Source organism: Candidatus Poriferisodalis sp. (genome assembly GCF_965208925.1).
Classification (GTDB): Bacteria; Actinomycetota; Acidimicrobiia; order Acidimicrobiales; family Poriferisodalaceae; genus Poriferisodalis.
This window is the reverse complement of sequence record NZ_OZ242364.1, coordinates 2454442-2469332: the sequence shown is the minus strand read 5'-3', so window position 1 is coordinate 2469332 and position 14891 is coordinate 2454442. Positions and strand designations below refer to the sequence as shown.

At 67.4% G+C, this 14891-nt stretch carries 10 protein-coding genes, 1 tRNA gene and 1 pseudogene; 2 read left to right on the top strand and 10 right to left on the bottom strand.

The annotated features are described in order from the left end of the window. Positions 1-30: 30 nt before the first annotated feature. Positions 31-990 (bottom strand): ribonucleotide-diphosphate reductase subunit beta, encoded by a 960-nt coding sequence (locus ACOGI5_RS10860; protein WP_419865472.1) that lies wholly within the window; start codon positions 988-990, stop codon positions 31-33. A 191-nt stretch (positions 991-1181) separates the two neighbouring features. Further along, positions 1182-3617 (bottom strand): ribonucleoside-diphosphate reductase subunit alpha, encoded by a 2436-nt coding sequence (locus tag ACOGI5_RS10855; RefSeq protein ID WP_419864434.1) that lies wholly within the window; start codon positions 3615-3617, stop codon positions 1182-1184. A 332-nt stretch (positions 3618-3949) separates the two neighbouring features. Here ACOGI5_RS10855 and ACOGI5_RS10850 point away from each other — a divergent pair, with 332 nt between their 5' ends. Next, a complete protein-coding gene (locus ACOGI5_RS10850; RefSeq protein ID WP_419864433.1) occupies positions 3950-5239 on the top strand; it encodes an NAD(P)/FAD-dependent oxidoreductase in 1290 nt (429 codons plus the stop codon). 36 nt (positions 5240-5275) lie between these two features. Here ACOGI5_RS10850 and ACOGI5_RS10845 read toward each other — a convergent pair. From ACOGI5_RS10845 to ACOGI5_RS10825, 5 genes and pseudogenes are all read right to left on the bottom strand, one after another. Further along, a pseudogene (locus tag ACOGI5_RS10845) lies at positions 5276-5647 on the bottom strand (DUF427 domain-containing protein). 90 nt (positions 5648-5737) lie between these two features. Next, positions 5738-6346 carry a DUF6642 family protein gene (locus tag ACOGI5_RS10840; RefSeq protein WP_419864432.1) on the bottom strand — a complete coding sequence of 203 codons (609 nt, stop codon included), beginning with the start codon at positions 6344-6346 and terminating at the stop codon, positions 5738-5740. A gap of 14 nt (positions 6347-6360) precedes the next feature. Continuing rightward, positions 6361-6438, bottom strand: a tRNA-Pro gene (locus ACOGI5_RS10835). Positions 6439-6721: 283 nt separating this feature from the next. Beyond that, positions 6722-8125: a ribosome biogenesis GTPase Der gene (gene der, locus ACOGI5_RS10830; RefSeq protein ID WP_419864431.1), complete on the bottom strand. Its 1404-nt coding sequence runs from the start codon at positions 8123-8125 to the stop codon at positions 6722-6724. Continuing rightward, positions 8122-9720 carry a DUF512 domain-containing protein gene (locus ACOGI5_RS10825; protein ID WP_419864430.1) on the bottom strand — a complete coding sequence of 533 codons (1599 nt, stop codon included), beginning with the start codon at positions 9718-9720 and terminating at the stop codon, positions 8122-8124. The genes der and ACOGI5_RS10825 overlap by 4 nt, the downstream gene beginning before the upstream one ends. 159 nt (positions 9721-9879) lie before the next feature. On the opposite strand from ACOGI5_RS10825, the gene ispH reads away from it, so the two are divergent. Further along, on the top strand, positions 9880-10923 hold the full coding sequence (ispH, locus tag ACOGI5_RS10820; RefSeq protein ID WP_419864429.1) for a 4-hydroxy-3-methylbut-2-enyl diphosphate reductase: 1044 nt from the start codon (positions 9880-9882) through the stop codon (positions 10921-10923). 15 nt (positions 10924-10938) lie between these two features. Here ispH and ACOGI5_RS10815 read toward each other — a convergent pair whose 3' ends face one another. Genes ACOGI5_RS10815 through ACOGI5_RS10805 form a run of 3 tightly spaced genes read right to left on the bottom strand, consistent with a single transcriptional unit; the run spans position 10939 to position 14827 of the window. Next, positions 10939-11634, bottom strand: a complete 696-nt coding sequence (locus ACOGI5_RS10815; protein WP_419864428.1) for a lysophospholipid acyltransferase family protein — start codon at positions 11632-11634, stop codon at positions 10939-10941. Further along, positions 11631-13712, bottom strand: coding sequence for a 3-phosphoshikimate 1-carboxyvinyltransferase (gene aroA / locus ACOGI5_RS10810; RefSeq protein ID WP_419864427.1), 2082 nt, complete (start codon positions 13710-13712; stop codon positions 11631-11633). Before aroA ends, ACOGI5_RS10815 begins: the two co-directional genes overlap by 4 nt. Further along, complete coding sequence (locus ACOGI5_RS10805; protein ID WP_419864426.1) at positions 13709-14827, bottom strand: prephenate dehydrogenase/arogenate dehydrogenase family protein; 1119 nt, start codon at positions 14825-14827, stop codon at positions 13709-13711. The genes aroA and ACOGI5_RS10805 overlap by 4 nt, the downstream gene beginning before the upstream one ends. Positions 14828-14891: the final 64 nt, after the last annotated feature.

Genomic DNA, 14891 nt, shown 5'->3' with positions numbered 1-14891 from the left:
CTGTGGATCGACCGACGCCGGCGACCTCGCCTAGAAGTCCTCGTCGAAGGCGACCTCGCCTTCGATGCCCACCTGGTAGCTGGCGACGGTGCGCTCGAAGAAATTCGTGAGCTCCTGTACGTCCTGCAGTTCCATGAACGAGAAGGGATTCTTCGAGCCGTACTCCTTCGCCAAGCCGAGCTGGGCGAGCCGCTGGTCAGCCACGAACTCCAGATACGCCCGGGTGTCGGTCACCGACATTCCCGCCACGCCGCCGGACAGCACATCGTGCGCGAATTGCGTCTCGACGTCGACCGCCTCAGTGATCATCTGCCGGATCCGGTCGGCGAGATCCTGGTCGAACAGCTCGGGCTCCTCGGCCCGGATCGTGCGAACCACCTCGAAAGCGAAGTTCATGTGTGCCGACTCGTCCCGGAACACCCAATTCGTGCCGGCAGCCAAGCCATTCAGCAGCCCCTTCGACCGCAGGAAATACACGTAGGCGAAGGCTGCGAAGAAGAAGAGCCCCTCGATGCATGCAGCGAAGCAGATGAGGTTCAGCACGAAGGCCTTGCGGTGCTCTGCGGTCGAGAGTTGGTCCAGCGACCACACGCTGTCCATCCAGCGGAAGCAAAAATCTGCCTTGGCGGCAATCGAGGGAATGTTCTCAATGGCCGCGAATGCCGCTGACCGTTCGTTCAGGTCTGGGATGTAGTGGTCGAGCAGCGTCAGGTAGAACTGCACGTGCAGCGCTTCCTCGTACAGCTGCCGGCTCAGATACATACGAGCCTCAGGGCTGTTGATGTGCTGGTACAGGTTCAGCACCAGGTTGTTCGCGACGATCGAGTCGCCGGTGGCGAAGAACGCCACGAGCCGGTTGATGAGGTGCCGTTCGGCGGGCGCCAGCTTGCGGTTCAGGTCGACAATGTCGTCGGAGAAATCGATCTCCTCGACCGTCCACGTGTTACGGATGGCATCGCGGTACATGTCGAAGAACTGCGGGTACCGCATCGGCCGGAGTGTCAGCTCGAAGCCCGGGTCCAGGATGTTGCCGCGCTTGAGCGCCCCGTCGCCAGCGGGGTCGACCGCGGGCGCGCTGCCAGACGCCGGGTCACTGAGAGGTGGGACGAATTCGGGTTCTGACTGGACGAGTGCCATGAGGATCCTCTGTCGGTCGTGGGCCTCTTGGTGTCAGCGATGCCTCATTCGCAGGCTTCGCAGGTCTCGGGGTTCTCGAGCGAGCACGCAACGGCCTCGGCCGCCGCAGCGTCAGGCATCGCTGCGACCGTTCCCTGCCGAGACGGCAGAGCCGCATCGGGCGCGGAGTCGGTGGTGGTCTGGTTGATGCGGGTGGCTGGACGGGAGCGCAGGTAGTAGGTGGTCTTCAGGCCCGACTTCCAGGCGTGCATGTACATCGAGGAGAGCTTTCCGATGTTGGGGCTCTCCATGAACAGGTTCAGCGACTGGCTCTGGTCGACGAAGGCGCCGCGTGCTGCGGCCATGTCGATGAGCGCCCGCTGAGGCAGCTCCCACGCCGTGCGATACACGGAGCGGAGGTCATCAGGGATCTCCGCGATGTTCTGCACAGAACCCTCGGACATCTTGATCTTGTTGGCCATGGCCTCGCTCCACAGGCCGCGCTGCTGCAGCTCGCGCACCAGGTAGCGATTGATCTGCATGAACTCGCCCGAGAGCGTCTCGCGCTTGAACAGGTTCGACACCTGCGGTTCGATGCACTCGTAGCAGCCAGCGATGGACGCGATGGTGGCCGTGGGTGCCACCGCCACCAGCAACGAGTTGCGCAGTCCGTGCTGGCCGATCCGCTCTCGCAATTCTGCCCAGCGCTGAGGCTGAGACGGCTCGACGCCCCACAGATCGAACTGCAGCTGCCCTGCTGCCGCGCGTGTGTCGCCGAATGCTGCATGCGGACCGTGCTTGCGAGCCAGCTCGCAGCTCGACCAGACCGCCCAGTAGTAGATCTCTTCGGCGATCCGGGCCGCAATCTCGACTGCTTCGGGCGAGTCGAAGTCGAGGCCGAGCTGGAAGAACACGTCCTGCAGGCCCATGACGCCCAGCCCGACGGGACGCCAGCGCTCATTCGACCGGGCGGCCTCGGGCGTCGGGTAGTAGTTGATGTCGATGACGCGGTCCAAGTAGGGCACCGCTGTCCGCACGACCTCTCCCAGTGCCTCGTAGTCGACGGTCTTGGCGTTGTCGTGGTCGTCGCGCACGAACTTGGCGAGATTGACCGAGCCGAGATTGCAGACCGCCGTCTCGGCGTCGCTGGTGACCTCCAGGATTTCCGTGCACAGGTTCGACAGGTGGATGACATTGCCAGGCTCACCGGTCTGGTTGGACTTGGCGTTCGAGGCGTCCTTGAAGGTCATCCAGCCGTTGCCGGTCTGGGCGAGCGTGCGCATCATGCGGCTGTAGAGCTCGCGGGCCGATACCTGCCGTTCGTACTGGCCACTCGCTTCGGCCTCGCGGTATGCATCGGTGAACTCGTCGCCGTACAGGTCGGTGAGATGCGGCACCTGCTTGGGATCGAACAGAGACCATTGCCAGTCGTTCTCGACCCGGCGCATGAACTCGTCGGGCACCCAGTTCGCCAGGTTCAGGTTGTGGGTGCGACGGGCATGGTCGCCGGTGGAGTCCTTCAGCTCCAGGAATTCCTCGATGTCAGCGTGCCACGACTCGAGATACACGCACGCAGCCCCCTTGCGCCGGCCGCCCTGGTTCACGGCAGCAACCGACGAGTCGAGCGTCTTGAGCCACGGCACGATGCCGTTCGAGAGGCCGTTGGTGCCGCTGATCAGCGAGCCGCGTGACCGCACCCGGTGCCAGCCCACGCCGATGCCGCCGGCGAACTTCGACAGCTTGGCGATGTCGGAATAGCGGTCGTAGATGCCTTCGAGCGAATCGGTGGGACTGTCGAGCAGGTAGCACGACGACATCTGCGGATGGGCCGTGCCCGAGTTGAACAACGTGGGCGACGACGGCAGGTACCGCAGGCTGGAGATGAGCTCGTAGAACGAGATGGCCTCTTCAGCCGTCTGCGACAGGCCGCAGGCGACCCGGAGCAGGAAGTACTGCGGCGTCTCGATGACCGTTCGGCGCTCGGGATGGCGCAGCAGGTAGCGGTCGTAGACGGTGCGGAGCCCGAAGAATTCGAAGCCGCCGTTGCGCCCGGACAGGACGGCATCGTTGAGCTTGCGGGCATTCGCAGCCACGAATGCCACCACATCGGGGTGGATGAGCCCGCACTCGCCGCCTTCGGATATGGACTGGCTGAACGAGTAGATGTTCTGGTTCTGGACTTCCTTGTCGATGTAAGTGGCCAGCAAGCGGGCGGCCAGCTTCGAGTAGTTCGGTTCCTCAGAAATCAGCGCGGCGGCTGTGCGAATGGACAGCTCGTCGAGCTCGGTGGTAGTGGCGCCGTCATGGAGACCTGAGATGGTGCGTGTCGCGACCCGCATGGGGTCGACGCCGCCTAGCTCGATGGCGCAACGTTCGACGGCACGCACGATCTTGTTGACATCCACGGCCTGCATGGAGCCGTCGCGTTTCTGCACGCGCATGCCGGGTGTGTCTGTGGTTTGCTGCTGCGTGTCCTTCGTCGGCGCCTCGGTGACGCTCATCTGCCCGCATCCTGATGTGGACAGGCACCGAGATGCACTGTGGGATGCACTGTGCGACGTGCGATGTTCATGCCGGCCTCGTCCCTCTCATCCCGCCGATTGCAGCGCCGCCCCGGGTGTTTGCAGGCCACGACAACTGCTTGAATCACACTGTTGTAATTACAGGTGTGAGGAACAGTTATAGCGCGGTCGGATCGGTACTGCGCGCCTTGGTCCGATCCCTTGGCAACTGGCCTCTTACAGGACCACCGCCAACGCGCCGCCGCGCGGTCTGCCCGCGTCAGGGCTGTGCCGCCAGTCTTGTTCTCTCTCAGAGATGACACACTGCTCGCGTGTCGAACACACCGAATCGCATTGTCATCGTCGGCGCTTCCCTGGCGGGTGCGCGTGCCGCGCACAGCGTGCGCTCTGCGGGCCATGACGGACCGCTGACGCTGATCGGTGCCGAGCCGCATCTCCCCTACGACCGGCCTCCCCTCTCCAAGGAGTTCCTCACCGGCGATCAGGACCCGGGTTCACTGGCCCTGGATCCCGATGGCGCCTACGACGAACTCGACGCGGAGGTCATGCTGAGCACGCACGCCGTCGGCCTCGACACCGAGGCCCGTACGGTCGCCATCGCCCCAGCGGCGGGCGGGACCGCCGAGACGGTGCCCTTCGACGGCCTCGTCATTGCGACCGGCGCTGCAGCTCGGCCGCTGCCCAGAGTCGGGAACCTCGCCGGCGTGCACACGCTGCGGACCCTCGACGACGCGCAGGCCATCCGTGAAGGCCTCGACGCGGGCGCGCGAGTCGCCGTAGTAGGCGGCGGCTTCATCGGCTCTGAGGTAGCGGCCTCGGCCAAGGCCCGGGGTTGCGAAGTGACGGTGATCGAAGCGGCCTCGGCCCCGCTGGTGCGCGGGCTGGGCGCCGACATGGGCACGCGCGTCGGTGCTCTGCACGGCCAGAACGGTGTGGAACTGCGACTGGGCGTCGGGGTGGACGGCGTTCTGGGAACCGACCGCGTCGAAGCGGTCGCCATGGCTGACGGCAGCCGTGTCGAGGCCGACTTGGCAGTGGTAGGCATCGGAGTGGTGCCGAACACGGCGTGGCTGGAAGGTTCAGGACTGCGGATCGACAACGGCGTGGTCTGCGATGAGACGCTGTGCTGCGGCCCCCCGGGCGTCTACGCCGTCGGTGATGTGGCGCGTGCGCCCAACGGGTGGCTCAGCCCATGGCACGGCGACCGTCCGATCCGGGTCGAGCACTGGACGGCAGCGGTAGAGCACGGCATGGCGGTGGGCCGCAATCTGGTGGCTCCGGCGGAGGCGCAGCCCTACAACTCGGTGCCATTTGTGTGGTCGGATCAATATGACGCCCGCATCCAGATCGCCGGGCACCCGGACGCCGACGACGACGTTGAAGTGCTCGTCGGCTCGGCCGAAGCCGGTCCCGCTTCGGGCAGCCAAGACTCGGGCAGTCGAGATGCAGACCGCTCCTTCGTGGCCGGCTACCGGCGTGATGGCCGCCTGAGCGCGGTGATGGCGCTGAACGCGATCCGGCCGTTCGTGCGATTCCGCCGGCTCCTGGCGTCTCACCCGTCGTGGGAGGACGCGCTGGAACTAGCCGCCACGCTCAATTGATGCATGCGATCGTGACGCGCGCAGCGCACGCAATCGTCACGTGACGGTCTGGTCCACCTTGTCACGCTCGGCATAGAAGCTCATCAGCCCGGCGATCTCCGCCATCTCAGGGATGGGATCGGGATAGGACCACACGACATCGTCGTAGCGCTGACCATTCACTGCTACTGACCAGTAGCTGGCATCGCCCTTCCACGGTCAGTGCGTGGACAGCACGGTCGGGTGGAGCAGTTCCGTCATCACGTCTGAGGCCGGCAGGTAGTGACGCGGCGGCAGCCGCCCCTCAGTCAGCACCACGGCGGCAGTCGAATCCGCCACGACCACTCCGTCCACCCGGACGGTGACCCGTCCTGGCTCCGGCAGGATCGCAATCTCAGGCTTGCGATGTTCTGTCGCCGTCTCGCTCATCAGCGCTCCCTTCGCTCCGTCAGGCACATTGTGACACCGTGCTCACCAGCCGTGTGATGCTCCGTGCGGCCCTCCGGGAACACTGGGCGATCAGTTGATGATCTTGAGGCCGAGCAGTTCGCACAGATAGGGATGCTGACTGCGGAGGCGCTCCTCGACGGCGTCCATCCTGACGTCGTCGTTCAGCGCCTGCAGCAGCAGCAGCTCGAATGCCGGGAGTTCCAGGCTGCCCCCGACGCGCTCGAGGAATCCGATCACCGCCGTGGCTCCGGACCGCTGCTGGAATCGCCGCAAGGCCGCATCGTCGCTGCCCATGATCTCGCACGAGCTGAAGTAGATGATCCGTCCACCGGCCCGTCCGTCGAGCACGTCGGCGAGCTCCTCCAGCGTCACCTTGGTCGAGCCGCTCAGCCAGAGCTCTCCCGGCTTGCCGTGAAATCCGAAGTGCCCGATCTGATAGTCGCGGTAGCGCTGCTGGGTCCATTTGCGGACGTAGTAGAAGAGCTCGGGCGCCGTGCCGATGTCACGCCGGATGAACTTCAGGCCGCTGAGCTCGCGGACAGTCTGCAGGAGCGTGGCCACGCCGAACTGCTGACGGAGATCCGCATCGGAGTCGTCGCCTTCAAATGCAAAGACACCCGTGGCGAGCCGTCGTCTCACATTTCCGCCCGGAGCAACCGCGGGCACGTCCTTTGCCATGACACACCCCGCCGTGGTCGGGCTGAGAGGATTTGAACCTCCGACCCCTGGTCCCCCAGACCAGTGCGCTAACCAGACTGCGCCACAGCCCGTACCGCAGGCACGATACCGGCTGGGCTGGATCGGAAGTTCATCAGCGAGCCACTCAGCCGATCCACTGGATCAGCCACACGACGCCTTCGACCGCACGCCAGCCCAAGTACACGGTCGCCATCACCACAACGAGCCAGAAATGCCACGGTGCCCCCGCACCCCGTTGTTGGGGTTGGTCGTCTTTGCTGCTCTGATGCCTGCCTGGATGGACAGGTTCGCCCAGCGAGGGGCGGCGATTCTGCCGCTGGTCGGTGGGAGCCGCCCCGCGTCTGGACAGCGGCCTCATCGTCGGCGCACTCGCAGCTTGAGGGGCGTTTTGGCGAGGCCCAGCTCTTCGGACAAGCGGCGCTCGAGGTATCGCAGGTAGGTGGCCGGGAGTTCCCGGTTGACGAACAGCGTGAACGTCGGCGGCTGTGTTGCGGCTTGGGTGGCGTACAGCACCCGTGCTCCTCCGGGTGCCGGCTGTGCGGACTGCGCGAGCTGGACGATCTCGTTCACCTTGGCGGTCGGCGCTCTGGACTCGTACGCCTCCATCGCAGCGGAGACGGCGGGCACCAGCCGGTGCACGCCTCGACCCGTCAGCGCGCTGATACGCAACACAGGTGATTCGCCGACGAAGTGCAGGCGACGCGCCAGCTCTCCCAAGACGCGTTCACGATGCTCGGCATCCAGCGTCTCCCACTTATTGAGCAGCACCACTATCGGGCAGCCGGCGGCGTCAATGCGCTCGGCGAGACGCTGGTCCTGTGCGGTCACGCCTTCGGTGGCGTCGATGACCAGCAGCGACACGTCGCAGGCGTCGATAGCCCGCAGCGCCCGCAAGTTGGCGTAGTACTCAGTGTCCGCGTCGACCCGGGCCTTGCGGCGCATGCCTGCGGTGTCCACGAATCGCACCGGGCCCGCCTCGGTCTCCACGAGGGTGTCGATGGTGTCGCGGGTCGTGCCGGGCCGGTCATGCACGACCGATCGTTCGTCGCCGATGAGCCGGTTGAACAGGGTCGACTTGCCGACATTGGGCCGGCCCACGATCGCCACTGCGGGCACGGCCGCTTCGCCTTCGACGGGGACCTCGTCCTCGCTGGCGAACTCGTCACAGCCTGGATCTGTGCCTTCGGCAGGATTCGCGGCCCCGTCGGGGCTGCCGGGAATGCTGGCGGAGGGGTCGTTTCCATCAACGTCAGCATCGACATCGAGCAGGTCCAGCAACCGATCAAGCACATCGCCGACGTTGCGGCCGTGCAGGGCCGACGCTGCCCAGGCTTCTCCGAGCCCTAGTCGATTGAACTCCCACCGCCCGTCGTCACGCGTTCGGCTGTCGGCCTTGTTGGCAACCACCAGGGTCGGTCGGCCTCTGCGCCGCAGCAATGCAGCGAGACGGGCGTCGGGCTCGGTGATGCCCACGGTGACGTCGACCACCAGCAGCAGCACATCGGCATCGTCCATCGCGCGCTCGCTCTGCTCGGACACTTTGCCGTCGAGCGTGTCGCCGTCTGCAGACCACCCTCCGGTGTCGACCACAATGAAGGGGTGGCCGCGCCAAGCGGCCTCGGCTGCCTTGCGGTCCCGCGTCACGCCGGGCTCGGGAGCCACCACGGCCTCACGACGCCCGACGAGCCGGTTGAACAGCGTGGACTTGCCGACGTTTGGCCGGCCCACGATCCCGACGACGGGCAGGCTGGCGCTCATTGCGGTGCCCCCGCCGGCCGGCGTGCCGACGGTTCATCGGCAGCACGTCCGGGCTCGACGCCCGCCGCGGCGTCGAGCAGCTCCCGCAAGGCGCTGCCGTTGGTCGGGACGATCTCGACAAGCCGGGGCAGCTCGGCGGGCGTCACGCCGTCGAGGAACTTCCCGCCCGACAGGCACACGTCGGCCAGCAGGTAGCGGTGAGAGGCTGGCTCGTCTTCGAGCGTGGCTGCGATGTCCGCTCCGGCGAGCAAGCCTGTCACGCCAATGTTGCCGCCGAAGAACCTGTTGGGCACCTCGATGACCCGCGCCGCAGCCGCACTCCCGCACTGTTCGGGCATGGCCTGGGCGTTCCACCGGCTCACCAACGGCGCCAGCACTGCAGCTCCGTAGGTTCCCGTCAGGATCCCGATGGGCTGCCCGGTGGGTTCAGGGCTGATCGGACGGATCGTTCCAGATGGGCCATGGCGGGGTGACCCCGACAGTGTCACGGCCACTGGCATCGGCGTCGGCCCGAGACTGAGCGGCAGACCGTCAACGTCGATCTCGCCGCTGCGGTTCGCGCCGTGCCCGGGCATCCGTACTGCGCGGTAGCCCTGCGCTGGTGCCCCATCCACCCACGAGAAGAATCCAGCGGCCGGCGCACGCTGCCTGATGCCCCCGTCTGGCGTACGCTCGCCGACCGCCCAGAACTCCTGCTCGAACGCCCGCGCCATGCCGATGCCGTCCTCGTGCATCGGGAAGCCGCCATAGGTCGATGCCGCCGGAAAGTCGCGGTCTGCGAGCAGGTAGTACTCATCGGCAGCAAATACCAGGCGGCGGCCGAGCACGTCCAGATAACGCTGCTGCCACTCGTCGCAGAGGTCCACGACCGCCGCAGCCTCCGCAGCGGTGTGGGGGCGCATGGCCGCCTCCCGCTGGTGGGAGCTGACCCCGAGCGGCACTACCGCCAGCGTGGCCAGCGACGGGTAGCGGTCCAGCACGCCTGCCAGCGTGTCGGCCAGCACCTGCCCGTCGTTCACGCCCGGGCACACCACCACCTGCCCGTGCACCTCGATGCCCCCGTCGAGCAACGCGCTCAGCCATCGCAGGCTGGTCCCGCCACGCGGATTGCGGAGCATCCGAGCCCGCACCACAGGATCGGTGGCATGAATCGACACGTACAGCGGTGACAAGCGCTCGTCCAGCACTCGCTCCAGGTCCAGCTCAGTGAAGCGGGTCAGCGTCGTGAAGTTGCCGTACAGGAACGACAGCCGGTAGTCGTCGTCCTTGAGGTAGAGACTCCGGCGCAGCCCGGGCGGCAACTGGTAGATGAAACAGAATTCGCAGTGGTTGTCGCAGGTCTGCACCCGATCGAAGATCGCGGCATTCACCTCAGCGCCGAGCGGGACGCCGGCGTCTTTCGGAATGTCCATGGCGATCTCGTGCCCGTCGCGCACCACCTCCAGCGTGGGATCGGCCTCATCGAGCAGCAGCTGCCAGGCAATCACGTCAGTAGGTGTGACACCGGAGATCGACACCACCTCGTCGCCGGGGGCCAGCCCGGCGGTCTCGGCCGCCGAGCCGGGTTCCACCGCCACCACAACCGGCCGGGACATAGGTCAAGAGGCTGAGCCGAACGGCGAAGCCGTGGCCCGAGCGGCCCGTGAGCGGAGCGAACAAGAGCGGGGAGCATCAAGTGACGCAATGAGGAGGTTCTGCAGCCCGCGCACACGTTCAGGATAGGAACCTCTCACCTCGTCGGTATCGTCCAAGCCGTGGCTGTGGACCAGGTGCTGCTGGCAGCGCCTCGCGGCTTCTGCGCCGGCGTCGAGATGGCCATCAAGGCGCTCGCCTGGCTCGTTCGCTCGTTCCCGCCGCCGGTGTACTGCTACCACGAGATCGTCCACAACCGCCTCGTGGTGGATCGCTTCGAGCGACTCGGCGTGGTGTTCGTCGACGACGTCGCCGAGGTACCGCCCGGTCGGCCGCTCATGCTGTCAGCACACGGCTCGGCACCCGAAGTGGTGGAACAGGCCCGTCAGCGCGGCGGTTACGTGGTGGACGCGGTGTGCCCGCTTGTCACCAAGGTGCATCACGAGGTCCGCGTACGCGCCGCCAAGGGCTTCCAAGTGGTGTACGTCGGGCACGAGGGACACGACGAAGCCGTCGGGACCATGGCCGTGGCGCCCGACGCCATCTCGCTGGTCTCCGAGCCTGCCGACGTCGAGGGGCTCGACGACACCGAGGCACCGGTCGCGGTGCTGGCCCAGACGACGCTCAGTCATCGTGACTGGGCCGATGTGGCCGATGCTGCCAAGGCACGTTTCGGCGACGTCTGGATGGCGGGACGCTCGGACCTCTGCTTTGCCACCACCAATCGCCAGAGCGCCCTCGAGCACCTCGCACCCGAATGCGACGCTGTCGTGGTGATCGGGTCGGCCAACTCCTCCAACACCATGGCGCTCGCCAAGGTCGCCGTCGAGTCGGGCTGCGAGCGCGTGCTGCGGGTGAACGCCGCCGCCGAGCTCCCCGACGACCTGCATGGCACCATCGGGGTCACCGCCGGCGCATCGGCGCCCGAAGAACTGGTGGACGCCGTGATCGAGCGGCTCGCACCGGTCCAGGGCACCACCCAGGTCACGATCACCGACGAGGACGAGTACTTCCCCCCGCCCCGCGAGCTGCGAGACCTGCTGGGCGCCATGGAGGCCGCCGTTCATGCCAGCCTGGCCGTGCCCGCGGGCGCACGACTGGGTGCAGCAGACAGGACGACGGCGGCCAGCGGCGTTCTCGCTGCGCTGGTCACCACCGAGCGCTGAGGCGACACCGCGCCGTCAGCGCACGTTGGGCGTGCCGACGTCGGCTTGGGCGCGGTCGAAGACCTCTTGGATGCGCTCGCGCAGCTCTTCGGTGGTCTCGCGGATGGCCCGACGGGAGACTCGCCCGCTCGGTCCTGGCGCTGGCGGGTCCATCGGATCGCCGATGATGAACTTGATTCGCCGCGGATACATGAACCTGGCGCCCCGGGGCATGGCTGCGGCGGTGCCCCCGATCCCGACCGGCACGATCGGGACCTGCGCCCGCGCCGCCAGGTACACCGGACCGTCCATGAGCGGCAGCACGCGCGGGCCGTCCTTGCGCTCGCCCTCACCGAACATCACGACCGGACTGTCGCCGAACTGCAGCGCATCCAGTGCTGTGCGCAATGCGGCCCGATCAGGTGCATCACGGTTCACCGGGAAGCAGCCGATCGTGGTGAACAGCCAGCCCGGGAAGCGGTGCTTCCACATCGAGTCTTTGCCCATTACCCGCATCCGCGCAGGAATCGCGGCATGGATGGGCGTGTCGATGTAGCTGCGGTGGTTGGGCACCCACACGCACGGGCCGTCGGGCAGATTCGCCAGGCCGTCCACGGAGATGCGGTTCCAGGCTCGGAACACACCCCAGATGGCGTACTTCATGATCTTGTAGACGGCCATGTTGAGCGGCCCGTCGCGCAGCTCGGTTTCAGGCCCGCTGGGTCCGTTCATCGGCCCTCGAGATGGTTCATGCGCGTCGGCGCCTGGGGTCCGGTAGCGCGGCGGTAGAACGCAGTGATGGTCTCGACAGCCTCGTCCTCGGACAGCTCGCTCGTGTCGACAACGACCGCCCCGGGCGCTACCCGCAGCGGCGAGTCGGCCCTGCCCGAGTCGAGCGCATCGCGCTCGCTCAGCTCGGCGGCCAGCGCTGCGACTGCATCGTCGGGTGGCATTGCATGGCCGGTACCGCCAGCCCCCACAGCCTGCTGGACCAGCCGGCGGCGGGCCCGCTCGCCCGCAGTGGCGGTGAGGAACACCTTCAGGATCGCATCGGGGAAGACCACGCTGCCGATGTCGCGGCCCTCCATCACTCCCCCGCCCACGCGGTTGGCCCAGTCACGCTGGCGCCGGGTCAGCACCCAGCGCACCTGCGGGTTGGCGGCCACCACGCTGACGCTGCGATCCACCTCTGCGCTGCGTATTGCCGCTGTGGCATCGACGCCGTCGACGGTGACCTGCTGCGCGCCGCTCGCGGTGGAAATCTCGATCTGCGCTGTGCGCGCGATCTTCGCCACCGCTGCGAGGTCATCGAGGTCGACTCCGGCCCCGAGAGCCGCCCAGGCCACCGCCCGGTACATGGCGCCGGTGTCGAGGTAGTCCATGCCGAGCTCGGCCGCCACCGCACGAGCCGCGCTGGACTTGCCGGAGGCGGCGGGGCCGTCGATCGCGATCACCGGAACCTCCGGTGCCGAGTGCATCTCCGGCGAGGCTCTGAGCGTCTCCAGCACGTCGTAGAAGTCGGGAAACGTCTTGGCGACGCAGTCAGGATCGTCGATGTCGATCCCGGCCACCCGCAGACCGATGAGCGACATCGCCATCGCCATGCGATGGTCTCCGTGGCAGTCCACCAAGCCCGCTCGCAGGCCGAATGGGTTGGCACGCACCGTGATGCCGTCAAGCTCGGCAGTCGCGTCGACGCCACGCTTGGCGAGCTCGGCTGCCGTGTTGGCGATGCGGTCGGTCTCCTTGCGGCGGATGAAGCCGATGCCTTCGATGCTGGTCGTGCCGTCGGCGAACGCCGCCACAGCCGCCAGCGTCTGGGCCGTGTCAGAGAAGTCGCGCAAGTCGAAGGTGCCTGCCCGCAGCACCCCGTCCGGCGGTGCGCCGACGGTGGTGGCGTCGTCGCTGATGGTGACGTCGGCTCCCATCTCGCCGAGAACTTCCGCGAAGCGCACGTCGCCCTGGATGCTGTGGCTGCCGAGTCCGTCCACACGCACCTCGCCGCCGCACAGCGCCGCGGCGGCCCAGACGTAGCTGGCGGCAGACGCGTCCGGCTCGATCGGGTAGCGAGCAGCGCGGTAGCTGCCCTCGGTCACCACGTAGCGATCAGGGCTGGGTACGACGACGTTGGCGCCGAAGGCCTCCATGACCGACACGGTCATGTCGATGTAGGGCCGGCTCACGGTGTCGAACTCAGCGTCGATCTCCACATGGATGCCGCCGCGCACCGGACCCGCGAGCAGCAGTCCTGTGGCGAACTGGCTGGACACATCGGCGCGGATGCGCACATGACGCAGCAGCGCCTCGGCGCCGGCAGACTTCACTTCGATCGGCAGGCAGCCGTGCTCGCCGAGCTCGTGCACCTCGACGCCCAGCGAGCGCTGTGCCGCGAGCAGATCGTCCAGCGGACGCGCGCGCAGCTGGGGGTCGCCGTCGAGCAGCCAGCGGCCGCCGAGCGCCGCGACGACCGGCAGGATGAAGCGTGCTGTGGTGCCCGATGACCGCGCGTGGACCATGATCGGCTCGTCACCAGCGTCGTGGGACTCCGAACGCCGGCCGCCGATGCCGTCGATGACGAGCCGGCGCTTGCCGCGGTTGACGCGCACCACTGCGCCCAGGGCCGTGACGGCCTCGATCATCGCCTCGGTGTCGTCCGCGAACAGGACCCCGTCGAGGGTGCTGCGCCCCTGCGCCAATGCGGCGCACAGCACTGCCCTGTTCGTGATGCTCTTGGATCCCGGCAGCAGCGCCGAGCCCGACGCGCCGTTGGTGAAAGGGTCGATGACCCCGATGACATGCCCGGTGCTCATGCCAGATCGCGTGTGGTGGGGTGATATCCCTGCCCGGCCAGCGCCGCCAGAAAACGCTGCGCCTCGGTGCGTGCCACCACGAGCACGAGCACGCCTTCGGACCCTTCGGGCGAGTGGGCCACCTCGATGTCGGCCACATTCACATCGCAATCCGCAGCGAGCATGGTGATGGCAGCAATCTGGCCCTTCCTGTCCGGGATCGGCACCCGCACTTCCAGCAGTTCCTGCGGGCGCACATACCGGGACGGCAGGTTGGTGCGGGCGCGTCGTGCCTGGGTGAGCACGGCACGCAAGCCGTCACGGTCTGCTTCCGCTACCACGTCGCGCATCTCGCTCAGGCGCTCGGACAGCTCGTCGAGCACGTTCACGATGGCATCGCGGTTCTCCCCGCAGATGTCCAGCCAGATGCCCGGGTGACCAGCAGCGACCCGGGTCATGTCCCGGAACCCGCCGGCCGCCAGGCGCAGCAGCGGTGCGTCGTCGAGGGCTCGATCGTCGGCCAGGCACATCAGCGATGCGGCGGTGAGGTGCGGCACGTGGCTCACCACCGCGACGAGCGCATCGTGCCGTTCGGGCGTCATCGTCACGACATCGGATCCGAAGCCCGCCAGCACGGCGCGGCACGCACGCAGGGAGTGGTCGTCGGTGGCCTCATTCGGCGTCAGGGCCCACACGGCGCCGGCGAACATGTCCGGGTTCGCCCCTTCGATGCCCTCCTGTTCCGAACCGGCCATCGGATGACCCGGTACGTAGCGAGGATCGGCGATGGCGCGGGCGACGGGCGTCTTCACGCTGCCCGTGTCGGTCACGACAGCGCCCGCGGCGGCAGTGTCTGCGAGTACGGCGGCAACCTGATCGGCCAGCATCGCGGCGGGAACCGCCACGACGCAGAACGTCGCCTCCGGATCGGTGCCGACAGCATCGAGACAGCCAAGCTCGAGTGCTCGCTGGGCATGGCCGCCGACGGCGTCGCGCCCCGTGACATGCCAGCCCGACTTGCGCAATGCTGCTGCGACCGATCCGCCGATCAAGCCCGTGCCCACCACTTGGGCGCGACCCGAGGGCGGGTCGGCACGCGTCGACGGCGGGGTCGCTTCAGCGGGACTCGAGGCCACGGAACGAAGGGTACCGATGGCCCTCACCGTCGCCGGTGTGGGCCACGGGAGTCCGCGGGCGGCG